Genomic DNA, 21,903 nt, shown 5'->3' on the forward strand with positions numbered 1-21,903 from the left:
CGGCTTCCTTGGTCGTATGCGCGCGGCGTCCGAAGGACGGCGCGTTCCTCTTATGGGCGGCATTTGCCGCTCGTTCTAAGTTATATACTATTACATTCGCGACAGGCTTCCCCTGTCAAGCGCAAACTTATAGGCTTGGCCGCAACATGCGTTCACAACTCGCCCGCAAGCCCGAGAACACCTACCACCACGGCGATCTCCGCGATGCCTTGATCAAGGCCGCGTTGCGCGAGGCGGAGCAGGGCGGCGCCGAGGCGATCAGCATCAAGGCGCTGGCAAAGCAGCTCGGCGTCTCGCAGCCGGCGCCCTACCGGCATTTCGCCGACCGCGAGGCGTTGCTGGCAGCGGTGACGGCGGAGGCGTTCCGGCAGCTCAGCGCGATTCTAAGCGAGGCGATGGCAAAGCCGTCCAAGCAATCGAAACTATCGCGGCTGGCGCAGGCAACACTCGACTTCGGCCTGCGCCGCAACGGCATCTACCGCCTGATGTTCGCCTCGCGCACCGTGTCGTGCGCGGCCAAGGGCAGTGAGCTGCACACGGCCACGCGCGAGACGTTTGCGCTCGTGATCGAGGCCCTGGAAGTGCCTGCCGTCGGCTATTTGCGCGAACGGCAAGCGCTCAAGATCTGGGCGGCCGTGCATGGCGTGGTGATGCTGGCGGAGCAGGGCCTGTTCACCGGCGAGTCGGCGCATGCCACGCGCGAGGAACTGGTCGAGGATTTTGTGAACGAAACGAAGGCCGCGCTCGCTGCTGCGATCAAGGATGCGCGACGTCGGAAAAGGTCCGGCGCCTAGACCTTCGCTTTCAGCAGCCTCATTAGCTTGTCGACCGCGCTGTCCGGGGTCGTCACGACCGGGCGGCCAGTGGCTTCGGCGACCAGCGGCGCGGTTGCCGCGATGCTGAATTGCGCGAGTGCAATGACGTCGCAATCGCGCAAGTCCTTTGACGCCTCGACAATCAGCCTGTCGTGCGTGGCGCGATCGCCACGATCGAGCGCCGCCAGCGCGCCCTCGGCAAGCTTTGGCACGACCTGAGCGGAGGCCGGAAACTCCGGCGGCATCGAGGCCAGCGTCGGCGCGAAGGTCGAGAGCAGGCCGATGCGCTTGCCCATCGTCACCGCCCGTTCGATCATGGCCTCGTTCGGCTTGAGCACCGGCATCGGCGCATGTGCGTGCGCCACCGCCTCGATGCAGGGGCCGAAGGCCGAGCAGGTGAACAGGATCGCATCCGCGCCAGTGGCAGCGGCGTAGTCCCCGAGCGCCAGGAAGCGCTCGGTCATGGTGTCGTTGAGTGCACCGTCGCGCGCCAGATCCGCCGACAGGCTGTCGTCGAGCAGGTTCATCAGCCGCGCCTCTGGCCACGCCGTCGCGAACGCGGCCTCGATCGGGGCGATGGAATGCTTGAGAGCGTGGATGAGGGCGATGCGCATGGGATGTCTCTTCTCCCTCGCCCCGCTTGCGGGGCCGCGACGAGCTTCGCTCGCGCTGAGAGGGTGGGGTGAGGGGGATTCTTCGCGAGGACGGTGAGAGTTGGACTCGCGAAGACTCCCCCTCACCCGGATTGCTGCGGACGATGCTCTGCATCGCCGAGCGCAATCCGACCTCTCCCCGCATGCGGGGAGAGGTGAAGCACCGTCTACTTGAACGGCACGGCGTACATCAAGCCGCCCTTGTTCCAGAGTCCATTGAGGCCGCGGTCGAGCTTGAGCGGGCTCGCCTTGCCGACATTGCGCTCGTAGATCTCGCCGTAATTGCCGGTGGCCTTGATCGCCGTGACCAGCCATTTGTTGTCGAGCCCCAGCCGCGAGCCGAGATCGCCGGAGGCCCCTAACAGCCGCTGGATCGCCGGCGTCTGCGACTTCGCCATCTCATCGACATTGGCCTGGGCGACGCCGAGCTCCTCGGCCTCGATCAGCCCGTAATGCAGCCAGGTGATGATGTCGCTCCAGACCTCGTCGCCGTTGCGGGTGAAGGGCCCGAGCGGCTCCTTGCTGATGGTCTGCGGCAGCACGACGTAGTCGGCCGGGTTGGGCGCTGCGGTCGTCACCGCGCCGGCAAGCGCGGAAGCGTCCTGGGTCATGGCATCGCAGCGGCCGCCGAAGAAGGTCTGGTACATGGTGTCGACGCGGTCGAACACCAGCGGCTTCCAGTCGATGCCATTGGCGCGGCCGTAGTCGCCGAGCGTAACCTCGTGCGTGGTGCCCTGCGCGACACAGACGGTGGCGCCCTTCAGGTCCTTGATCTCCTTGACGCCGAGGTCCTTCTTCACGACAAAGCCTTGGCCGTCGTAGAAGTTGACCGGGCCCTGACGGAGGCCCAGCGTCACGCCACGCAGGTATGTTTGCGTCGAGTTGCGGTAGAGCACGTCGATCTCGCCCGATTGCAGCGCCGTGAAGCGATTCTGCGCCGTCAGCGAGACGTAACGCACCTTGCTGGCATCGCCCAGCACGCCGGCCGCCAGCGCGCGGCAATAGTCGACGTCGAGGCCCTTGTAGTTGCCTTGCGAGTCCGGCGCGGAGAAGCCGGCAAAGCCGGCGCTGACGCCGCACACCAGCGTGCCGCGGCTCTTCACCGTGTCGAGCGTCGCAGCCTGCGCGACCACCGCCGACGCCGCGAGCACGCCCGCTACGATAACCACTTTCCTCATCATGCTACTCTCCCCTCAGTGATTGACATTACGCAACACGTTGTCGACGGCGGTGCCGAGCTTGTCGACGATCAGGTCGATCTCGTCGGCCGATGCGATGTAGGGCGGCGCCAGCAGCACGTGGTCGCCGCGGACACCGTCCACGGTGCCGCCGCCGGGATAGCAGCCGAGCCCGTTGGCGAACGCCTCCGCCTTGATCTTCTGGTTGAGCTTCAGCGCCGGATCGAACGAGGTGCGGCTGGCGCGATCGGCGACGAGCTCGATCGCCCAGAACAGGCCGCGTCCCCTGATATCGCCGACATGGCGGTGATTGCCGAAGCGCTCGGTCAGTCGCTGCTCGAGCTGCCGGCCGCGCTCTTTCACGCGATCGAGCAGGCCGTCCTCGCGGATCACGTCCTGCACCGCGAGCGCGGCTGCGCAGGCGAGGGGGTGCGCCAGATAAGTGTGGCCATGCTGGAAGGCGCCCGAGCCGGCGCGGATGATGTCGATGATCTTGCCGCTCGCGAGCATCGCGCCGATCGGCTGGTAGCCGCCGCCGAGTCCCTTCGCGATGGCCTGGATATCGGGCGCAATACCTTCCTGCTGCCAGGCATGCGTGGTGCCGGTGCGGCCCATGCCGCACATGACTTCGTCCAGGATGAGCAGCGCACCGTGCCGGTCGCAGATTTCGCGCACTGCCTTGAAGTAACCGTCCGGCGCCGTCACCGCGCCGGCGGTGGCGCCGCCGACGGGCTCGGCGAGGAATGCCGCAATGGTGTTGGGACCGAGCCGTTGAAACTCAGCTTCGAGCTCGGCTGCGAGCCGCGCCACGAATTGCGCATCCGACTCGCCGTCGTGTTTCTCATGATAGGCAAAGGCGGGAGTCACATGGCTGAAGGCGGCCGACAGCAACGGCGCGTAGGGCGCCCGGCGCCAGGCATTGCCGCCGGCGGCGAGCGCGCCGAGCGTGTTGCCGTGATAACTCTGCCGCCGCGCGATGAAATGCTGTCGCTGCGGCTCGCCGCGCTCGATGAAATATTGCCGCGCGAGCTTGATGCTGGCCTCGATCGCCTCCGATCCGCCACTGACGAAATAGGCATAGGCGAGACCGCCGGGCTCGTGCCCGACCAGCGTCTCCGCGAGTGCTTCCGCCGGCTCGGAGGAGAAGAAGGCGGTGTGCGCATAGGCCAGCGTCGAAGCCTGCTTCGCCATCGCCGCGATCACGCGCGGATGCTGGTGGCCGAGGCAGGAGACCGCCGCGCCGCCGGAGGCGTCGATGATGCGCCGCCCGTCCTCGGCGAAAAGATAGACGCCTTCGCCGCCGATCGCCTTGGGCGGCGTTTCGCGCAACGAGCGGTGCAGCACGCGGCTGGTGCGAGCGGCCATGGATCAACCTTTCTCTGAGACGTAGGTGGCGGCCGCGGCGAGCCGGGCCTCGGTATTCTCCAGGCGCTTCTTCGCGGCCAGGCCGCCGAGCGAGAACGTCACCGCGGCAAGCGACTGCGCAATCGCGATGGCGCCGGTGAGGCTCGGGAAAAAGCCGGGAGAGGAGGCTGCTTCGAACAGCAGCACATGGTCGGCGCCCTCGGCCATCGGGGCCGACACGCTGTCGGCGATCGCAATCAGCGTCGCACCGGCGCGATAGGCGGCCTGCGCGACCCGGACGCTCGCGTGGGTGTAGGGCAGGAAGCCGATGACGATGACGGCTTCGCCGTGGCGGAAGGCCCCAAGATCGAGGTCGTCGGGACCGGACGCGCCGACGAGTTGCACCTGTTCGGGGCGGAACAGTCGCAGTTCGTAGTTCAGCAGTTCCGCGACGCTGCGGCAGCTGCGATAGCCTGCGATCCAGATCCGCTTTGCGTCGTGCAGCGAGCGGGCCGCCTCTGCAATCGGCTGCGCCGGAATGCGCGGGAGGCCGGCGGCCTCGGCCTCGAGCTTGTCGGTAACGAGCGCGACATCGGCGTGCGGACCATGACGCCGGCTCTTGGCGCGGCCGGAGAAGGGCGAGGTCTGCAAGGGCCGCCGCGCCTCGGTCAGCGCCGCGCGCAACTCGTCCCAGCCGGAATAGCCGATGGCTTTTGCAAGCCGCGTGAAGGCGGCGGGATCGGCGCCGGCAACGGCTGCGAGATCGCGCATCGAGCGGGTGGTGGCGTCGTAATCATTCGCGGCGACGAAGCGCCCGACCTCCTGCAAGCGCATCGGGAGCGATGGCAATGCAATGCGCAGTTCGCTCAGCGGCGAGGATTTCGCGGGCTCGGCCATGAAACATTTGTTGCATGAATTAGAGTTTGGTGCAACAGTTGACGTGCGCCGCCGGAAATCGCTGGTTTTGAGAAGGATTTTTGCGCTGTGACATCAGATGGTCCGAGACCGCCGCCGCGCCGCCGCTTTTTCGGCGCCTTCGGACGACGGGAACTGAAAGGCCTGTTCTGGCAGGTCCTGGTGGTCGGAATCGCGGTTGGGGTGATCGCCTTCCTCTGGTCCAACACCGTCACCAACCTGTCGGCCCGCCGCATCACCACCGGCTTTGCCTTTCTCGGCCGCGAAGCGGGCATGCCGATTGCCGACAGCCTGCTCGCCTATAATCCGCGCGACACCTACCTCTGGGCCTTCGTCGTCGGGATCGCCAACACTCTGCGTGTCGCGGTGATCGGCATCGTGCTTGCGACCATCCTGGGCACGCTGATCGGGATCTCGCGGTTATCGGCCAACTGGCTGTTGTCGCGACTCGCCGCCGTCTATGTCGAGACGCTCCGCGACATCCCGCTGCTGCTTCAGCTCCTGTTCTGGTACGTGCTGATGCAGGCATTGCCGGCCGCGCGCGCTGCGTTCCGGCCGCTCGAGGGGGTGTTCCTCTCCAATCGCGGTCTGATCCTGCCGGCAATCCCGATCGGGGCGCCGCAGCTCTGGGTGCTCGGCACCGCCGCGCTGGGCTGTGCCGTGTTCTATGTCTTCAGACGACGGCAGATCGCGCAGCAGATGCGGGACGGCAAGCCGCGGTCGGCATGGCCGTTCGCGCTCGGCCTCATCGTCGTGCTGCCGGCCGCAGTGTCGGTTCTGCTCGGCGTGCCCTGGGCGATCGAATGGCCCGAACTGCGCGGCTTCAACTTCGTCGGCGGGCTGACGCTGGCCCCGGAATATTTTGCGCTGTTGATTGCGCTCGTCACCTACACCTCGGCCTTCATCGCCGAGATCGTGCGCAGCGGCATCCAGTCGGTTCCGCGCGGGCAGTGGGATGCCGCCAACGCGCTCGGCCTGCGCCGCAGCTTCATGCTGCGGCAGATCATCCTGCCGCAGGCGCTGCGCGTGATCGTGCCGCCGATGACGAGCCAATACCTCAACCTGACCAAGAACTCCTCGCTCGCGGTCGCGATTGGCTACCAGGATGTGGTCTCGGTCGCCAACACCACGCTGAACCAGACCGGGCAGGCGATCGAGGCGATCGCGCTGATCATGGCGGTGTTCTTGACCATCAGCCTCGGCATCAGCTTCTTCATGAACTGGTACAATTCGCGTATCGCGCTGGTGGAGCGCTGAGCATGACGGCGATCACCGATAGTCCGGATGCCCCGCGCGCCGCGCGCCGCCCTCAGACGGGAAATCCGGTGCTGCGCTGGCTGCGCACCAATCTGTTCTCGTCGATTCCCAACGGCATTCTGTCGGTCGTGCTGCTGGCGATCCTCGCCAAGAGCATCTTCAGCTTCGTGCAGTGGGGCATCGCGAATGCCGTGTGGCTGACGCCCGCCAATGATTCCAGCGCGTGCCGTGCCGTCCGCGGCTTCGGCGCCTGCTGGGCGATCATCCCCGAGAAATATCGGTTCATCCTGTTCGGCACCTATCCGTTCGACGAGCAATGGCGGCCGGCGCTGTCGGTGGTGCTGTTCATCGCGCTGTTCTATCTCTCCAGCCGTCGTGCCTTCTGGCGGCGCGAGCTGGTCTATCTCTGGATCGGTGTGCTGGCGCTGATCAGCGTGCTGATGTGGGGCGGCGTGTTCGGCCTGTCCTTCGTATCGCAGGACCGCTGGGGCGGACTGCCGGTGACACTGATCCTGGCGACGTTCGGTCTCGCCTTCGGCTTCCCGCTTGGCATCCTCGTCGCGCTCGGCCGTCGCTCAAAGCAGCCGGCGATCCGCTCGCTCAACGTGCTCTATGTCGAGCTGATCCGCGGCGTGCCGCTGGTCAGCCTGCTGTTCATGGCGAGCGTGATGTTTCCGCTGTTCATGCCCAGCGGCTTCAACATCGACAAGCTGCTGCGCGCGCAGATCGCGATCATCCTGTTCGCGGGCGCTTACCTTGCCGAAGTCATTCGCGGCGGCCTTCAGGCCGTGCCGCGCGGACAATACGAGGCTGCCGATGCGCTGGGGCTGTCCTATTGGCGCAAGCACCGGCTGATCGTCCTGCCGCAGGCGATCCGCCACGTCATCCCGCCGCTGGTCAACACCTTCATCGCCTTCTTCAAGGATACCAGCCTCGTCCTGATCATCGGCATCTTCGACCTGCTGACGACAGCCAAGACGGCGATCATCGATCCGGCCTGGCAGCAGTTCTCGGTTGAGGTCTATATCTTCGTCGCCGCGATCTATTTTGTGTTCTGCTTCGCGATGTCGCGCTACAGCCGCGGCCTGGAGGCGACGAGCGGGCGGTGATCCTTCGCCTCTCCCCGCTTGCGGGGAGAGGCCGGAATTTGCGCAGCAAATTCCGGGTGAGGGGGAGTCTCCGCGAGTCCAGCTGTTACCGCGTTTGCGGAAGCAGCCCCTCATCCCAACCCTCTCCCCGTAAGAACGGGGCGAGGGAGTGCACCGGGCGCGCGGGGCGCAGTTCGCCTTACTTCTTCACCCGCGGATCGATCGGCGTGGTCCCGCGCACGCCCAGGATATCCTCCAGCACCTTCGCCCCGGCAATCACCTGGGCGTCGGCACGTGGCGCGCCGACGACCTGCAAACCGACCGGCAGGCCCGATGCCGTGAAGCCGCAGGGCAGCGACAGCGCCGGGCAGCAGGCGAGCGTGATGGCGTAGACGATGCCGAGCCATTCGATGTAGTTCTCGAACCTCTTGCCGTCGCATTCGGCGACGTAGCGGTTTTCGATCGGGAAGGGCGGCACGATCGTCGTCGGCACCAGCAGCAGATCATAGTTTTGGAAGAACTCGACCGCGCGGGCGGTCATGCCGACGCGCTGCGCCTCGGCGCGCGCGAGCTGCTCGACCGTGAGCTTGAGGCCTTCCTCGATATTCCAGATCACCTCGGGCTTGAGCAGGTCGCGCTTGGTGCGCAGCAGATTGGCCTTGGTGATCGCGAAATCGAAGGCGCGCAGCACGTGGAAGCATTCATGCGCCTCGCGCCAGTCCGGATGCGCCTCCTCGACGATGGCGCCCGCCTCCGCGAAACGTTCGGCGGCCTTGCGCGTGATCGCCTTCACTTCGGGATCGACCGGGGTGATGCCGAGATCAGGCGAGTAGGCGATGCGCTTCGGTTTCTTGCCCGCTTGGGCCGCCGACAGGAACGAGGTTGCGGGGGCCGGCAGCGACAGCGGATCGTCCGCATAGTCGCCGCTCATGGCATCCAGAAGCAGCGCGAGATCCTCGACGTTGCGCGCCATCGGGCCGACGACGCCGAGATTGCGATCGATACCCGATTTAGGGGTATGTGCGACGCGGCCGATGCTCGGCCGCATGCCGACGATGCCGCAGAAGCTCGCCGGGCTGCGCAGGCTGCCGCCCATGTCGGAGCCCTGCGCCAGCCAGGCCATGCCGGTCGCAAGCGCCACCGCTGCGCCGCCCGAAGAGCCCGCTGCCGATTTGGACGTATCCCAGGGATTGAGCGTGGCGCCGAACACTTCGTTGAAGGTGTTGGCGCCGGCGCCGAATTCCGGCGTGTTCGATTTGGCGTAGACGACTGCGCCATTGGCCTCGAGGTTCTCGACCATCAGGTCGGACTTCGCAGGGATGTTGTCCTTGAAGATCGGCGAGCCCTGCGTGTTCAGCACGCCGGCGACGTCGGTCAGGTCCTTGATCGGCACCGGCAGGCCTGCGAGCAGTCCGCGCGCCCCGGCCGGCTTCTGCATCAACGCCTTCGCGTTGGCCCGCGCGCGATCGAAGCACAGCGTCGGCAGCGCATTGACCTTGCCGTCGACCTCGGCGATGCGCTTCTCCAGCACATCCAGCAGTTCGAGCGGCGAGACGTCGCCGGACCGCAGCTTGTCGACGACGGTGCAGGCGGTTTCGCGGATCAGGTCTTGAGACAACTATAATACTCCTATGCTTATTCAATCGTCATTGCGAGCGCAGCGAAGCAATCCAGAAATGTATCTGCGGTGGCAGTCTGGATTGCTTCGCTGCGCTCGCAATGACAGGGATAGAATTAACCCCAACCCGCGCTGATGCCGCCATCCACCGTATAGATGACCCCGGACGTATAGCCAGCGCGATCCGATGCCAGGAACGCCATGAGGTCGCCGATCTCGCGCGCATGCGCGGGGCGGCCGAGCGGCAGGCTCTTCTGGAATTCCTTGTAGCGGCTTTCGTCGCCGAACTGGTGCTTGGCCCGCGTCTTGAGCAGGGTGACGTGGCGGTCGGTGCCGACAGGGCCGGGATTGATGCCGACCACACGGATGTTGTCGGCGAGGCTCTTGCCGCCGAGCGCGCGGGTGAAGGCCATCAATGCGGCGTTGCCGGCGCTACCGCAGATGTAATTGGCGTCGAATTTCTCGCCGGCCGCGCCGATGTCGTTGACGATGACCCCGGCGCCCTTCGCCTTCATCTGCGCGTAGATCTGCCGCGTGAGGTTGATGTAGCCGAACACTTTCAATTCCCAGGCGTGGCGCCAGGTCGCCTCGTCGATCTTGTCGATCGAGCCGCCGGGGATGTCGCCGGCATTGTTGACGAGGATGTCGATGTCGGCGGCCTCCTTGGCCAGCCGTGCGATGTCTTCGGTCTTGCGCAGGTCGACGATGCTCGTCGCGGCGTCGATCTGGTGAGCAGACCGCAAGCGGTCCGCCAGCGCCTTGAGCTGATCGCCGCTGCGCGCGGCGAGCAGGAGATGCGCGCCTTCCTCGGCGAACGCCTCGGCGGCGGCGGCGCCGATGCCCTTGGACGCGCCCGTGATCAGGACGCGCTTGCCACGCAGATGCAGATCCATGGGGGTTACTCGCAAGATGGGAACACAATGAAATCAGTAGGCGGTCGGCCGTGCCACGGTCAACATTGCAGTGCAGCGTTGCACTGCCCGCGACTTTGGTTCATTGCAGGGCGATCCAAAGACGGCGGCTGCCGGACCAACCAAGGACGTTCTCGATGAGCAAGAAACAATACCGGATCGCGGTCATTCCAGGCGACGGCATCGGCAAGGAAGTGATGCCCGAGGGCCTGCGCGTTTTGGAGGCAGCGGCGAAGAAGCACGGCGTGTCCCTGCATTTCGACCATTTCGACTTCTCGTCCTGGGACTATTACGAGAAGCACGGCCAGATGATGCCGGATGACTGGAAGGAAAAAATCGGCAAGCACGACGCGATCTATTTCGGTGCCGTCGGCTGGCCGGCCAAGATCCCGGATCACGTCTCGCTGTGGGGCTCGCTGATCAAATTCCGCCGCGAGTTCGACCAGTACGTGAACCTGCGCCCGGTGCGGCTGATGCCCGGCGTGCCGTCGCCGCTGGCGAACCGCAAGCCCGGCGACATCGATTTCTGGGTGGTGCGCGAGAACACCGAAGGCGAATATTCCTCCGTCGGCGGCCGCATGTTCCCGGACACCGACCGTGAATTCGTCACCCAGCAGACGGTGATGACCCGCACCGGCGTCGACCGCATCCTCAAATTCGCCTTCGAGCTCGCGCAGTCGCGGCCGAAGAAGCACCTGACCTCGGCGACCAAGTCGAACGGCATCTCCATCACCATGCCCTATTGGGACGAGCGCGTGGAGGCGATGGCCAAGAAATTCCCGGGCGTGAAGTGGGACAAGTACCACATCGACATCCTCACGGCGAACTTCGTGCTGCATCCGGACTGGTTCGACGTTGTCGTCGGCTCCAATCTGTTCGGTGACATCCTCTCCGACCTCGGCCCGGCCTGCACCGGCACCATCGGTATCGCGCCATCAGGCAACATCAATCCCGAGGGCGATTTCCCGTCGGTGTTCGAGCCGGTGCACGGCTCGGCGCCCGACATTGCGGGGCAGGGCATCGCCAACCCGATCGGCGCAATCTGGTCGGGTGCGATGATGTTCGAGCATCTCGGCGAGAAGGAAGCGGGCCGCTCGATCGTCGATGCGATCGAGCGCACGCTCGCCGAACGCACGCTGCGCACCAGGGATCTCGGCGGCAACGCCGACACCACGACCTGCGGCAAGGCGGTCGCGGAGATGGTGGACTGAGACGGGGTTTTACCCTCTCCCCTTGCGGGAGAGGGTGGCTTCGATGCGCAGCATCGAAGACGGGTGAGGGGTTCTCTCCGCGGAGACAGACCCCTCAGTCGTGGAATTTCTCTTCGCGGATAGAACCCCTCATCCGGCGCTTCGCGCCACCTTCTCCCACAAGGGGAGAAGGGAAGGGCAGTGGTGCGTGCCGGCGCGGCTTACACATATGATTTCCGCGCCGGATCGAAGATCGGCGGATAGTCGTTCTCATCGAGCAGATCGAGAAACGGATCGAGCCCCCTGGACTGGATGAGCCCGAGCTCCTGATGCGAGATCAGGTTCACGGTCAATATCTCCACCGGATCGCCAGCGATCTCCAGCGCCTCGGCGATCTCCTTATCGGGGCCGATGACTGGCGTGAGAAACAGAAACGTCTGGAAGTCCGTTCCTGCAACCGGCGGCCACGGCAGCGCGACGCGATGGCCGAAGCCGAACCAGGTTGTGTCGATGAACGGCAGATTGGCCAGCCAGCGCAGATTGGCGCAAACCTCCTCTGTCGGCTCGCGGACGTACCACATCAGCTCGGCACGCGGCTTGGCGTCGCCATGTGATCCCGGCATCCGCTGCTCGCTCATGCCGTTGGTCAGAAGCACGTAGCCTTCGTCAGATCCCTCTTGGCACACCGGCACGAAATCGCGGCCAAAGGCGTGGATGTCGATGCGGCGCTCCGCGCTGTCGGTGAAGCTGTGCTCGGGCTCGCCAAGTTCGCTTTCATAGATGGCGAGCCGATGCCGGTAGAGGTCGGCCGAGGGCGGCGGCGCGCTGGAGCCGGATACGAGCTTTGCGAGACGGGAGAGCATGTGAACCTCTGAGGCGGTGTGAGCCGGGATATCCGCGTTGTCGCCAGACAAGGCGGGCCGGTTCAAATCCGCGGCACGAGCTTCACATTAGTCCATATCGCCCTGCGCAATTGTGCAGGAGGCCTGGATGATGCCGAGCGATCTGCCTCGTTCCGACTAGCCGACGATCTTCTCGATCGCGGCCTGATCCAGCCCGAACTTCTGCCCGGCCGCGAGAATCTCCTGCCAGGTGGTCGGATCGACCGGGATGCCTTCGGCGAGGCGCTTTTTCTTGGTCTCGCGCTCGGGATCGCCGGCGATCAGCACCTTGTCGACGCCGGGAGCGGGCGGCGAGCCGGTGTGCCAGGCGACGAAGCTTTCGACCTCGCTCGCAAGATTTTCGCCGGTGCCGAGCTTGTTCGGGTCGATGACGATCGAGAGCATGCCGTTGAGGACGTTGTACTTGCCGTCGGACGGGCCCTTGACCGCCTGCCCGCCGGAGAGCGCGCCGCCGAGGATTTCGCACACCAGCGCGAGCCCCGAACCCTTGTGCTCGCCGAACGGCAGGATGGCGCCGTATGGCGGGATCACGGTGTAGCGCGGATTGGTGGTGGGCTTGCCTTCATTGTCGATGATGGTGCCAGGCTCGAGCTCGACGCCCTTGTTGTGGGCGACACGGGTCTTGCCTTGCGCGATCCTGCTGGTGGCGAAGTCGAGCACGATCGGATCCTTGCCCCTGCGCGGGATGCCGACGCAGAACGGGTTAGTGCCGTGGCGCGCATCGCTGCCGCCCCAGGGTGCCACGATCGGGCGCGAGATGACATTGACGAAGTGGATCGAGACCAGCCCGTGGTCGATGCACTGCTCGGCCCAGTGGCCGATGCGGCCGATGTGGTGCGAGTTGGCGAGACCGACGAGACACACGCCGTTGCGCTTTGCGCGCTCTGCCGCCAGCTCCATCGCTTCATGGCCGATCACCTGGCCGTAGCCGGTGAGGCCGTCGAGGGTGAGAAGCGGACCGGTGTCGAGCACGATCTTGACGTGCTGGTTCAGGGCGAGGCCGCCGTTGGTGACGCTCTGGACATAGCGCGGGATCATGCCGACGCCGTGCGAGTCGTGTCCCCTAAGATTGGCCTCGACGAGGTTGGTGGATACGAGCTCGGCCTCGCGATCCGAGGAGCCGCCGGCCTTGACGATGGCGCGGATGGCGTTGGTGAGCGGCTCTGCCTTGATGGTGCGATAGTCGGCCATTGTCGTTGCTCTTATCCTTTCACGATCCGGCGGCAGTGGACCCATGCCGCTTCAATCAGGTTTTCGCTCGCCTCCGGCGTGCGGAACGCCGAATGCGCCGACAGCGTCACGTTCGGCAGTCTTGTCAGCGGATGATCGCCGGGCAGGGGCTCGATGTTGAAGACGTCGAGGCCGGCATGGCGGATGTGGCCCGACTTCAGCGCGTCGATCATGGCGGCCTCGTCGACGACCGCAGCGCGCGCGGTGTTGATGAGGATGACGCCGGGCTTCATCGCAAAGATCTTCTCCCGCGTGATCATGCCGCGCGTCTCGTCGTTGAGCAGCAGGTGCAGCGACACCACGTCGCTGGTCGCCAGCACGGTGTCGAGATCGGTGAACGTGACGCCCGGATGGTTCTTCGGCGAGCGGTTCCAGGCGATCACCTTCATGCCGCTGCCCGTGGCGATGCGCGCAACCTCCGCTGCGATGCCGCCGAAGCCGATGAGGCCGAGCGTCTTGCCGGTGAGCTGCATGCCGTCTTCGCGCAGCCAGTTGCCGACGCGCATCTCGCGATCCATCATCGCGATGACGCGGGCCGAAGCCCACATCAGCGCAATCGCGGATTCAGCCACGGCGGTGTCGCCATAGCCCTTGATCAGGTGCACGGAGATGCCGAGCTCGGCGAGCTCTTCCGGGTTCATGTAGCTGCGCGCGCCGGTGCCGAGGAACACGACGTGCTTCAGGCCCGCGCATTTCCTCGCGACCTCGGTCGGCAGCGCGGTGTGGTCGATGATCGCGATCTCGGCGCCGTCGAGGATTTCCGGGTATTGCTCGGGCTTGATGTCCGGATCCCTGTTGATCCGCACCTTGGGATCGCCGGGCTGCTCCAGCCGCTCCATGATCACGGCGAGGGCTTCGTTGGCGTCGACGAAAACTCCGCGCATGGCTCTCTCCGGTCAGGACGCGACGCCGGCGATCGCTAACACGGTGTGCATCAGCACGTTGGTGCCCGCGGCGCAGTCGGGCTGCGTGGCGTCTTCCAGCTCGTTGTGGCTGATGCCGTCCTTGCAAGGCACGAACACCATCGCCGCCGGCATCACGGTGTTGAGATTGCAGGCGTCATGACCGGCGCCGGAGGTGATGCGGCGAGAGGAATAGCCGAGCGTCCTGGCCGCGTTCTCGACCGCCGCGATCAGCTTGGGATCGAAATGCGTCGGCTGCTTGCGCCAGACCAGGTCGATCTTGACCTCGACCTTGCGGCGTGCGGCGATCTCGGCAATCGCGGCGCGCAGGTCGCGATCGAGCGCGTCCATGATCGCCCCATCGGCGCTGCGGCAATCCATGGTGAAGGCGATCTCGCCGGGTATGACGTTGCGCGAGGGGTTGGCGATCACGGCCTCGCCGATGGTGCCGACCGCGTTCGGCCCGTGCTTCTTGGCGATCGCCTCCATCGCCAGCACGATTTCGGAGAGCGTGGCCAGCGCATCGCGCCGCAGCGGCATCGGGGTCGATCCTGCATGGCTCTCGAAGCCGGAAATCTTGCCGTCATACCACAGCACGCCCTGGCCGGAATCGACGACGCCGATGGTCTTGCCCTCGGCCTCCAAAATCGGGCCCTGCTCGATATGCAGCTCGACGAAGCAGCCGAGCTTCTGGAAGCCGACCGGCTTGTCGCCGCGATAACCGATGCCGTCGAGCGCCTGGCCGACGGTGGTACCCTCGGCGTCCTTGCGCGACAGGATGTCGTCGGTGGTGAAATCGCCAACGTAAGCTGCGGATGCCATCATCGCCGGCGCGAACCGCGAGCCTTCCTCGTTGGTCCAGTTGACCACGCAGATCGGCGCTTCGGTCTCGATGCCGGCGTCGTTCAGCGTGCGGATCACTTCCAGTGCGCCGAGCGTTCCCAGGATGCCGTCATATTTGCCACCGGTCGGCTGGGTGTCGAGATGCGAGCCGATGCCGACAGGCAGCTTCGACATGTCGCGTCCCTTGCGCAGGCCGAACTGTGAGCCGAGCGCATCGACATGAACCTCGAGGCCGGCGGCCTCGCAGGCCTTGCGGAACCAGTCGCGCACCTGCTTGTCTTCGCTGCTCAGCGTCAGCCGCCGCACGCCGCCCTTGGCCGTCCCGCCGAATTGCGCGGTCTCGTGGATGGAGCCCCAGAGGCGGGCGGAATCGATTTGCAGGTTGGTGGCGGCTCGGCTCATGCGGTCAGTCTCTCGTTGGTCCGGCGGCTTTTTCAATGACCCGCCAGCGCGGGCGCGTCAACCGCGAGGCTGCTCTGCGCAATCTGACATGCAAGCTCGGCGACGCGCTCCACCGCCACGACGTCGGGCGAGGCGAGCCAGCTTGCCGTGAACGTCAGCGGCGTGATTTCGAGATCGGTGTCGAGCAGTTGCAGCCGCCCGTCGGCGAGTTCGTTCTCGACGATCGCGTCGGGGATCACGGCGATCCCGAGGCCCTCGACCGCCATGTGGATGACGGTCGCGAGCGACGCGGAGGCATGCAAGCGGATCGGCGGCAATTCGGGCCGGTCGAACACCTCGCGCACGACCTCGTAGGGCCTGGTCTTGCGCGGGAAGGTGATGATCGGAAAACGCGCGAGATCGGCGCGCGTCACCGGGCCCTTGCCGAGGCCGAGCGAGGGGCTTGCGAGAAAACCGATCGGGTAATCGGCGAGCACGCGGTTGTGCACGCCGGAGGCGGACAGCGGCCCCACCACGAAGGCAAGCTCGATCTCCTGCGCGAGCAGGCGTGCCGTAAGGTTCGGCGTGATGTCGACCTCGATCTCCAGCGACAGGTTCGGATAGAGCTCGTTCACGCTCTTCACGAGGCGCGGCAGCCAGGTGTGCACGATGGTCTCGGCCACGCCGAGCCGCATCACGCCGCGCATCGCCGAGCGGTCGCCGACCTCGGCCATCATCTGGGCGCGCAGGCCGATCAGCTTCTCTGCATAGACCATCATCTGCCGCCCGCTCGGCGTCGGCGAGGCCACGCGATGATCGCGGTTGAGGAGCTTCACGCCCATCTCGCGCTCGAGCTGGGCGATGCGCTGGGAGATCGCCGGCTGGGTCGTGTTGAGCCTTTGTGCGGCGCCGCGAAAGCTGCCGAGCTTCACAACCCAGAGGAACGTCTCGATTGACCTGAAGTCCAGCATTGGAAGGATTTTCCCGATCGATAAAAGAAATTTATCGATATTGATTAGAAAGGAAGATTAGACTTTATAGCACGCTTGGTGTTGGCTTGTCTTTGTCGAGTTTATAGGCAGGTCGATTACATGACTGTTTTGGTGGCAGTGCAGCAAACTGAAACACCCGACACCCTCCCGAGCCGCAAGGCCCGGCTCGCCTATCGCGGCGGCGAGGTGGGCTCCACCGCCGGGGTCGCCCCCGGCTTCGTCCAGGGCAATCTGGCGATCCTGCCGGCGGAATATGCCGGCGCCTTTCACCGCTTCTGCCAGCTCAATCCGAAACCCTGCCCGATCATCGGCATGTCCGACGTCGGCAGTCCGCATATCCCCGCGCTCGGCGCCGACCTCGACATCCGCACCGACGTTCCCCGTTACCGCGTCTGGCGCGACGGCGAAGTCGTGGACGAGCCGACCGACGTCACCAAGTACTGGCGCGACGATCTCGTGACCTTCGTGCTCGGCTGCTCCTTCTCGTTCGAGGAAGCGCTGCTCGACGAGGGCATGCCGATCCGCCATATCGAGCAGAACGTGCGCGTGCCGATGTACCGCACCAGCATTGCCTGCGGCGAGGCCGGTCCGTTCGCCGGCCCCATGGTGGTGTCGATGCGTCCGTTCAAGCCGGCCGATGCGATCCGCGCGGTGCAGATCACTTCGCGCTACCCCGCGGTGCACGGCGCGCCCGTGCATCTCGGCCATCCGCATCTGATCGGCATCAAGGACATCGCCAAGCCCGACTATGGCGATCCCGTGCCGGTCGCCGATGACGAGATCCCGGTGTTCTGGGCCTGCGGCGTCACGCCGCAATCGGTGATCAACGCCGCGAAGGTACCGTTCGCAATCACGCATTCGCCCGGCCTGATGCTGGTGACGGATCTCAAGAACAGGACCATGGCCGTGATTTAATGGGCAGCGTTTGCTGCTTCTTCAGGCTTTACGCTATCTGCCAATCGCTTCATTCGATACGCGCAAAATTCGAATAACAGGGGACTTTGCCTATGACGATCACTCGCCGCGACGTTCTGCTCGGAGCCGCCGCCACTGCCGCACTGATCCCGCTAGCCGCCCGCGCGCAAACTTCTGAAGTGGTGATCGGTGCGACCTATCCCTTGTCGGGCTCAGGCGCCCAGGTGGGTGTCGATGCGCAGCGCGCGTTCGAGACCGCGATCGACATCATCAACAACGATCAGGACTTCGACCTTCCGCTCGCGAAGGGCGTGGGCCTGCCCGGTCTCGGCGGTGCCAAGATCCGTATCGTCTATGCCGACACCCAGGGCGACCCGCAAAAGGGGCGCGCCGAAGCCGAGCGCCTCATCACGCAGGAAAAGGTCTGCGCCATCCTCGGCTCCTATCAAAGCGCGGTCGCAGTCACGATCAGCCAGATCTGCGAACGTTACCAGACTCCGTTCCTGTCGGCAGACAACTCCTCGCCGAGTCTGCATCGCCGCGGCCTGAAGTATTATTTCCGCGCCTCACCGCACGATGAGATGTTCTCGGCCGGGATGTTCGATTTCCTCGATGCGATGAAGAAGAAGGGCGCCAAGGCCGAAACGCTGGCGCTGTTCCACGAAGATACGATCTTCGGCACCGACTCTGCCAATGCGCAGACCAAGCTCGCCACCGAACGCGGCTACAAGATCGTCGCCGACATCAAGTACCGCGCCAACTCGCCGTCGCTCTCGGCTGAAGTCCAGCAGCTCAAGGCCGCCAATGCCGACGTGCTGCTGCCCTCGAGCTACACCACCGACGGCATCCTGCTGGTCAAGACCATGGCTGAGCTCGGCTACAAGCCGAACGCCATCGTGGCGCAAGCTGCCGGCTTCTCCGAAAAGGCACTTTACGACGCCGTCGGCGACAAGCTCGAGGGTGCGATCACCCGCGGCAGTTTCTCGCTCGATCTCGCCGCCAAGCGGCCGATGGTCGGCAAGATCAACGATCTGTTCAAGGCGAAGTCGGGCAAGGACCTCAACGACAACACGTCGCGGCAGTTCATGGCCATGATCATCATGGCGGACGCCATCAACCGCGCCAAATCCACCGACGGCGAGAAGATCCGTGACACGCTGGCCGCGACCGAGATGTCGGGCGAGCAGACCATCATGCCCTGGAAGCGCGTCAAGTTCGACGAGTCGGGCCAGAACAACGATGCCGATCCGGTCCTGCTGCAATATGTCGGCGGCAAGTTCGTCACCATCTTCCCGTCGCAGGCGGCGGTTGCCGATGCGATCTGGCCGATGAAGTAAGCGATCAGGTTGCGGGCGGGGGACGAAGCGACGTGACAGCTGAAACGATTATCCAGAGTCTTGCGAGCGGCCTGCTGATGGGGCTGCTTTACGGACTGATCGCCGTCGGCCTGGCGTTGATCTTTGGCCTGATGGACGTCGTCAACTTCGCCCATGGCGAATTCCTGATGCTGGCGATGTACGTGACGTTCTTCCTGTTCACGTTCTTCGCGATCGATCCGCTGCTGTCGGCGCCGCTGGCCGCCGCTGCCTTGTTCGTATTGGGAGCGGTGGTCTATCTCGTGATCGTGCGGTTTGCGATGCGCGCCAAGGCCAATGTCGGCATGGTGCAGATCTTCGCGACCTTTGGCCTTGCGATCGTGATGCGCGGCCTGGCGCAGCTGTTCTTCACGGCCGACTACCGCAGCGTCCCCAACTCATGGCTCGGCGGCAAGACGGTATCGGTCGCCGGGATCTTCCTGCCGCAGCCGCAGTTGTTCGGCGCACTGGTCGCGATCGCCGCGTTCGGCGGGCTCTATTTGTTCATCAACCGCACCGATTTCGGCCGTGCGCTGGAAGCGACCCGCGAGGATCCCGGTGCGGTGGCCCTCGTCGGCATCGACAAGAACCGCGTGTTCGCGCTCGGCTGGGGCCTCGGCGCTGCCCTTGTGGGGCTCGCCGGCGCCATCATGGCGAGCTTCTTCTACATTTATCCCGACGTCGGCGCATCCTTTGCACTGATCGCCTATGTCACGGTGGCGCTCGGCGGCTTCGGCAGCGTGTTCGGCGCATTCGCCGGCGGCATCGTCGTCGGTCTCGTCGAGGCCACCACCGCGCTCGTGCTGCCGCCATCATTGAAGTCGGTCGGCATCTATGCCGTCTATCTCCTCGTGGTCTTTATCCGGCCACGCGGCCTGTTCGGATCGATGTGAGATGGACAAGAGCTTTACAGAGCGGCGTCGCCGCGAACTCCTCGTTGCAGCTTGCCTTACGGTCGCCGCTGCGCTCGTGCCGTTGTTCGTCAAGAATCCAAACGTCCAGAACATCATGATTTTGACGCTGATGTTCGGGGCGCTGTCGCAGAGCTGGAACATCCTGTCCGGCTATTGCGGGCAGATATCGCTCGGGCACGCCCTCTATTTCGGCTTGGGCGCCTATACCACCACGCTCTTGTTCACGAAGTTCGGCGTGCTGCCCTGGTTCGGTATGCTCGCCGGCGGCGCCATCTCCGCCTTGATCGCGCTGGCGCTCGGCTATCCCTGCTTCCGCCTTGGCGGCCACTACTTTGCGATCGCCACCATCGTGATCGCCGAGATCGGCTTGCTGCTGATCCAGAACTGGGAATGGGCGGGTGCGGCCCTCGGCATCGAGATGCCCGTGCGCGGCGACAGCTGGTTGAAATTCCAGTTCGCCCGCAGCAAGCTGCCGTACTTCTATTTCGCGCTGGCGCTCGCCTGCATCGCCTGGTTCGTCACCTGGTGGCTGGAAGACTCGAAGTGGGGCTATTGGTGGCGCGCGGTGAAGGACAATCCCGACGCAGCCCAGAGCCTCGGCGTGGTCGTGTTCGATTCCAAGATGGGGGCTGCGGCCGTCTCTGCCTTCCTGGTCGCGGTCGGCGGTAGCTTCTATGCCATGTATGTTTCCTATATCGATCCCGGAAGCGTCATGGGCTTCCAGTTCTCGCTGCTGATGGCGTTGCCGGCGGTGCTCGGCGGGATCGGCACGCTGTGGGGGCCGCTGCTCGGCGCTGTGATCCTGATTCCGCTCACCGAGCTGACGCGCTCCTATATCGGCGGTTCCGGCCGCGGCGTCGATCTCATCGTCTATGGCACGCTGATCGTCGTGATTGCGCTGGCGCGGCCGGAAGGTCTGATCGGGCTGTTCTCGCGCCGCAAGGGAGCTTCGCGATGACCGCGCTCCTTGAAACCCGCGGCGTCTGGCAACGTTTCGGCGGCCTTGTTGCCAACAGCGATGTCTCGATCTCGGTCGGGCGCGGCGAGATCGTCGGCCTGATTGGTCCCAACGGCGCCGGCAAGTCGACGCTGTTCAATCTCATTGCGGGCGTGCTGCCGCCGACGCAGGGCTCGATTATCTTCGACGGGCAGGATGTGACCAACCTGCCGGCGGCCGAGCGCTGTCAGCGCGGCGTCGCGCGCACCTTCCAGGTCGTCAAGAGCTTCGAGACCATGACGGTCATCGACAACGTCATCGTCGGTGCGCTCGTGCGCAACACCGTGATGCGCGAGGCCCGCCGCAAGGCGCATGAGGTGCTGGAATTCACTGGCCTTGCCGCACGCGCCGACGTGCTGGCGAGCGATCTCGTTCCGGCCGAGAAGCGCCGCCTCGAGGTCGCCCGTGCGCTTGCGACCGAACCAAAATTGCTGCTGCTCGACGAGGTCCTCACCGGCCTCACGCCGACCGAGGCGCAGACCGGTGTCGCGCTGGTGCGCAAGGTCCGCGATGCCGGCATCACCGTGCTGATGGTCGAGCACGTCATGGAGATCGTGATGCCTCTGGTCGACCGCGCCATCGTGCTCGACCTCGGTAAGGTGCTGGTCGAGGGCAAGCCTGCCGACGTCGTTCGCGATCCCAAGGTGATCAGCGCATATCTGGGAGATCGTCATGCTGTCAGTGCATGAAGTCACGACCGCCTATCAGGGCCTGGTCGCGATCTCCGCGGTCTCGATCGAGGTCGAGAAGGGCGAGATCGTGTGTGTTGCCGGCGCCAACGGCGCCGGCAAGTCGACGCTGCTCAAATCCATCGCCGGTGCCGAACGTCCGCGTTCGGGCACCGTGACCTTCGACGGCAAGCGCCTCGACGGCATGGCGCAGCACCACATCACGGCCACCGGCATCGCCTATGTGCCGGAGAACCGCCGCCTGTTTCCGCGGCTGTCGGTGCGCGACAATCTTCGCCTCGGCAGCTATCTCTACCGCGGCGAAGCGAACCGGGAAGAGCCGCTCGATCTCGTCTTCACGCTGTTTCCGCGTTTGTCCGAACGTCTGGAGCAGCGGGCCGAGACACTCTCCGGCGGAGAGCAGCAGATGCTGGCCATCGGCCGCGCGCTGATGACGCGCCCGCGGCTGCTGATGCTGGACGAGCCGTCGCAAGGCATCATGCCGAAGCTGGTGGATGAAATCTTCCAGGCGGTGAAGCGTATCCGCGACGCCGGCATGACCGTGCTGATCGTCGAGCAGCGCATGGCCGAGTGCCTGGAGATCGCCGACCGCGCCTACATTCTGCAAACCGGCCGCGTGCTGATGCAGGGCGCGGCAGCCGAAATCAGGGGTAATCCGGACGTGCGGAAGGCGTATCTAGGGCTGTAGCGGCGCGCACACTGCCGTAGCCCGGATGAGCGAAGCGATATCCGGGGCAGGTGGTCCCGCTGGGGCTGTAGACGCAAGTGTTGGGCATGTGCGTCCCACACTCTCGACGTCATCGCCCGCGAAGGC

The 21,903-nt window shown here is 65.1% G+C and carries 21 protein-coding genes; 10 read left to right on the forward strand and 11 right to left on the reverse strand.

What is annotated here, in order from left to right; all coding sequences use genetic code 11:
* Nucleotides 1–146: 146 nt before the first annotated feature.
* Nucleotides 147–794: a TetR/AcrR family transcriptional regulator gene (locus A3M7_RS0111140; protein WP_027544005.1), complete on the forward strand. Its 648-nt coding sequence runs from the start codon at nt 147–149 to the stop codon at nt 792–794.
* Here the strand turns inward: A3M7_RS0111140 and A3M7_RS0111145 are convergent.
* The 4 genes from A3M7_RS0111145 to A3M7_RS0111160 form a co-directional block, all read right to left on the reverse strand.
* Entirely contained in the window at nt 791–1,429 is a 639-nt protein-coding gene (locus A3M7_RS0111145; RefSeq protein ID WP_027544006.1) for an aspartate/glutamate racemase family protein, read from the reverse strand. The genes A3M7_RS0111140 and A3M7_RS0111145 overlap by 4 nt on opposite strands.
* Nucleotides 1,430–1,635: 206 nt before the next feature.
* Nucleotides 1,636–2,649, reverse strand: coding sequence for an amino acid ABC transporter substrate-binding protein (locus tag A3M7_RS0111150; RefSeq protein WP_027544007.1), 1,014 nt, complete (start codon nt 2,647–2,649; stop codon nt 1,636–1,638).
* A gap of 12 nt (nt 2,650–2,661) precedes the next feature.
* Nucleotides 2,662–4,011 carry an aspartate aminotransferase family protein gene (locus A3M7_RS0111155; protein WP_027544008.1) on the reverse strand — a complete coding sequence of 450 codons (1,350 nt, stop codon included), beginning with the start codon at nt 4,009–4,011 and terminating at the stop codon, nt 2,662–2,664.
* A 3-nt stretch (nt 4,012–4,014) separates the two neighbouring features.
* Nucleotides 4,015–4,887 (reverse strand): MurR/RpiR family transcriptional regulator, encoded by an 873-nt coding sequence (locus A3M7_RS0111160; RefSeq protein WP_027544009.1) that lies wholly within the window; start codon nt 4,885–4,887, stop codon nt 4,015–4,017.
* A gap of 87 nt (nt 4,888–4,974) precedes the next feature.
* Between A3M7_RS0111160 and A3M7_RS0111165 the strand changes: the two genes are divergently transcribed.
* Together A3M7_RS0111165 and A3M7_RS0111170 are read left to right on the forward strand one after the other, a co-directional pair.
* The gene (locus tag A3M7_RS0111165; protein ID WP_027544010.1) at nt 4,975–6,162 is read left to right on the forward strand and encodes an amino acid ABC transporter permease; all 1,188 of its coding nucleotides are present in this window, start codon (nt 4,975–4,977) and stop codon (nt 6,160–6,162) included.
* Between the two features lie 2 nt (nt 6,163–6,164).
* Nucleotides 6,165–7,271 carry an amino acid ABC transporter permease gene (locus tag A3M7_RS0111170; RefSeq protein ID WP_027544011.1) on the forward strand — a complete coding sequence of 369 codons (1,107 nt, stop codon included), beginning with the start codon at nt 6,165–6,167 and terminating at the stop codon, nt 7,269–7,271.
* A gap of 178 nt (nt 7,272–7,449) precedes the next feature.
* On the opposite strand, the gene A3M7_RS0111175 is transcribed toward A3M7_RS0111170, so the two are convergent.
* A complete protein-coding gene (locus A3M7_RS0111175; RefSeq protein WP_027544012.1) occupies nt 7,450–8,868 on the reverse strand; it encodes an amidase in 1,419 nt (472 codons plus the stop codon).
* Nucleotides 8,869–8,984: 116 nt separating this feature from the next.
* Nucleotides 8,985–9,761 (reverse strand): SDR family oxidoreductase, encoded by a 777-nt coding sequence (locus A3M7_RS0111180; RefSeq protein WP_027544013.1) that lies wholly within the window; start codon nt 9,759–9,761, stop codon nt 8,985–8,987.
* 155 nt (nt 9,762–9,916) lie between these two features.
* Here A3M7_RS0111180 and A3M7_RS0111185 point away from each other — a divergent pair, with 155 nt between their 5' ends.
* Nucleotides 9,917–10,990 (forward strand): tartrate dehydrogenase, encoded by a 1,074-nt coding sequence (locus A3M7_RS0111185; RefSeq protein WP_027544014.1) that lies wholly within the window; start codon nt 9,917–9,919, stop codon nt 10,988–10,990.
* A gap of 200 nt (nt 10,991–11,190) precedes the next feature.
* On the opposite strand, the gene A3M7_RS0111190 is transcribed toward A3M7_RS0111185, so the two are convergent.
* The 5 genes from A3M7_RS0111190 to A3M7_RS0111210 form a co-directional block, all read right to left on the reverse strand.
* Nucleotides 11,191–11,832, reverse strand: coding sequence for a suppressor of fused domain protein (locus tag A3M7_RS0111190; RefSeq protein WP_027544015.1), 642 nt, complete (start codon nt 11,830–11,832; stop codon nt 11,191–11,193).
* 156 nt (nt 11,833–11,988) lie between these two features.
* Nucleotides 11,989–13,062 carry a malate/lactate/ureidoglycolate dehydrogenase gene (locus A3M7_RS0111195; RefSeq protein WP_027544016.1) on the reverse strand — a complete coding sequence of 358 codons (1,074 nt, stop codon included), beginning with the start codon at nt 13,060–13,062 and terminating at the stop codon, nt 11,989–11,991.
* A gap of 11 nt (nt 13,063–13,073) precedes the next feature.
* Nucleotides 13,074–13,985, reverse strand: a complete 912-nt coding sequence (locus tag A3M7_RS0111200; protein WP_027544017.1) for an NAD(P)-dependent oxidoreductase — start codon at nt 13,983–13,985, stop codon at nt 13,074–13,076.
* A gap of 12 nt (nt 13,986–13,997) precedes the next feature.
* Nucleotides 13,998–15,248 (reverse strand): Zn-dependent hydrolase, encoded by a 1,251-nt coding sequence (locus A3M7_RS0111205; protein WP_027544018.1) that lies wholly within the window; start codon nt 15,246–15,248, stop codon nt 13,998–14,000.
* 32 nt (nt 15,249–15,280) lie between these two features.
* Nucleotides 15,281–16,198: a LysR family transcriptional regulator gene (locus tag A3M7_RS0111210; RefSeq protein WP_027544019.1), complete on the reverse strand. Its 918-nt coding sequence runs from the start codon at nt 16,196–16,198 to the stop codon at nt 15,281–15,283.
* 120 nt (nt 16,199–16,318) lie between these two features.
* Between A3M7_RS0111210 and A3M7_RS0111215 the strand changes: the two genes are divergently transcribed.
* From A3M7_RS0111215 to A3M7_RS0111240, 6 genes are all read left to right on the forward strand, one after another.
* Nucleotides 16,319–17,134, forward strand: coding sequence for a putative hydro-lyase (locus tag A3M7_RS0111215; protein WP_027544020.1), 816 nt, complete (start codon nt 16,319–16,321; stop codon nt 17,132–17,134).
* Nucleotides 17,135–17,226: 92 nt separating this feature from the next.
* Complete coding sequence (locus A3M7_RS0111220; RefSeq protein WP_027544021.1) at nt 17,227–18,471, forward strand: ABC transporter substrate-binding protein; 1,245 nt, start codon at nt 17,227–17,229, stop codon at nt 18,469–18,471.
* Nucleotides 18,472–18,503: 32 nt separating this feature from the next.
* Nucleotides 18,504–19,382, forward strand: a complete 879-nt coding sequence (locus A3M7_RS0111225) for a branched-chain amino acid ABC transporter permease (protein ID WP_027544022.1) — start codon at nt 18,504–18,506, stop codon at nt 19,380–19,382.
* A gap of 1 nt (nt 19,383) precedes the next feature.
* Nucleotides 19,384–20,361 carry a branched-chain amino acid ABC transporter permease gene (locus A3M7_RS0111230; protein WP_027544023.1) on the forward strand — a complete coding sequence of 326 codons (978 nt, stop codon included), beginning with the start codon at nt 19,384–19,386 and terminating at the stop codon, nt 20,359–20,361.
* Nucleotides 20,358–21,089: an ABC transporter ATP-binding protein gene (locus tag A3M7_RS0111235; RefSeq protein WP_027544024.1), complete on the forward strand. Its 732-nt coding sequence runs from the start codon at nt 20,358–20,360 to the stop codon at nt 21,087–21,089. The genes A3M7_RS0111230 and A3M7_RS0111235 overlap by 4 nt, the downstream gene beginning before the upstream one ends.
* A complete protein-coding gene (locus A3M7_RS0111240) occupies nt 21,073–21,777 on the forward strand; it encodes an ABC transporter ATP-binding protein (RefSeq protein WP_027544025.1) in 705 nt (234 codons plus the stop codon). The genes A3M7_RS0111235 and A3M7_RS0111240 overlap by 17 nt, the downstream gene beginning before the upstream one ends.
* Nucleotides 21,778–21,903: the final 126 nt, after the last annotated feature.

This window comes from Bradyrhizobium sp. WSM2254, assembly GCF_000472645.1.
Classification (GTDB): Bacteria; Pseudomonadota; Alphaproteobacteria; order Rhizobiales; family Xanthobacteraceae; genus Bradyrhizobium; species Bradyrhizobium niftali.

Coding starts and splice junctions, on each gene's coding strand:
- A3M7_RS0111140 (WP_027544005.1), top strand. CDS start 147: ATGCGTTCACAACTCGCCCGCAAGCCCGAGAACACCTACCACCACGGC.
- A3M7_RS0111145 (WP_027544006.1), bottom strand. CDS start 1,429: ATGCGCATCGCCCTCATCCACGCTCTCAAGCATTCCATCGCCCCGATC.
- A3M7_RS0111150 (WP_027544007.1), bottom strand. CDS start 2,649: ATGATGAGGAAAGTGGTTATCGTAGCGGGCGTGCTCGCGGCGTCGGCG.
- A3M7_RS0111155 (WP_027544008.1), bottom strand. CDS start 4,011: ATGGCCGCTCGCACCAGCCGCGTGCTGCACCGCTCGTTGCGCGAAACG.
- A3M7_RS0111160 (WP_027544009.1), bottom strand. CDS start 4,887: ATGGCCGAGCCCGCGAAATCCTCGCCGCTGAGCGAACTGCGCATTGCA.
- A3M7_RS0111170 (WP_027544011.1), top strand. CDS start 6,165: ATGACGGCGATCACCGATAGTCCGGATGCCCCGCGCGCCGCGCGCCGC.
- A3M7_RS0111180 (WP_027544013.1), bottom strand. CDS start 9,761: ATGGATCTGCATCTGCGTGGCAAGCGCGTCCTGATCACGGGCGCGTCC.
- A3M7_RS0111185 (WP_027544014.1), top strand. CDS start 9,917: ATGAGCAAGAAACAATACCGGATCGCGGTCATTCCAGGCGACGGCATC.
- A3M7_RS0111190 (WP_027544015.1), bottom strand. CDS start 11,832: ATGCTCTCCCGTCTCGCAAAGCTCGTATCCGGCTCCAGCGCGCCGCCG.
- A3M7_RS0111195 (WP_027544016.1), bottom strand. CDS start 13,062: ATGGCCGACTATCGCACCATCAAGGCAGAGCCGCTCACCAACGCCATC.
- A3M7_RS0111200 (WP_027544017.1), bottom strand. CDS start 13,985: ATGCGCGGAGTTTTCGTCGACGCCAACGAAGCCCTCGCCGTGATCATG.
- A3M7_RS0111205 (WP_027544018.1), bottom strand. CDS start 15,248: ATGAGCCGAGCCGCCACCAACCTGCAAATCGATTCCGCCCGCCTCTGG.
- A3M7_RS0111210 (WP_027544019.1), bottom strand. CDS start 16,198: ATGCTGGACTTCAGGTCAATCGAGACGTTCCTCTGGGTTGTGAAGCTC.
- A3M7_RS0111215 (WP_027544020.1), top strand. CDS start 16,319: ATGACTGTTTTGGTGGCAGTGCAGCAAACTGAAACACCCGACACCCTC.
- A3M7_RS0111220 (WP_027544021.1), top strand. CDS start 17,227: ATGACGATCACTCGCCGCGACGTTCTGCTCGGAGCCGCCGCCACTGCC.
- A3M7_RS0111230 (WP_027544023.1), top strand. CDS start 19,384: ATGGACAAGAGCTTTACAGAGCGGCGTCGCCGCGAACTCCTCGTTGCA.
- A3M7_RS0111235 (WP_027544024.1), top strand. CDS start 20,358: ATGACCGCGCTCCTTGAAACCCGCGGCGTCTGGCAACGTTTCGGCGGC.
- A3M7_RS0111240 (WP_027544025.1), top strand. CDS start 21,073: ATGCTGTCAGTGCATGAAGTCACGACCGCCTATCAGGGCCTGGTCGCG.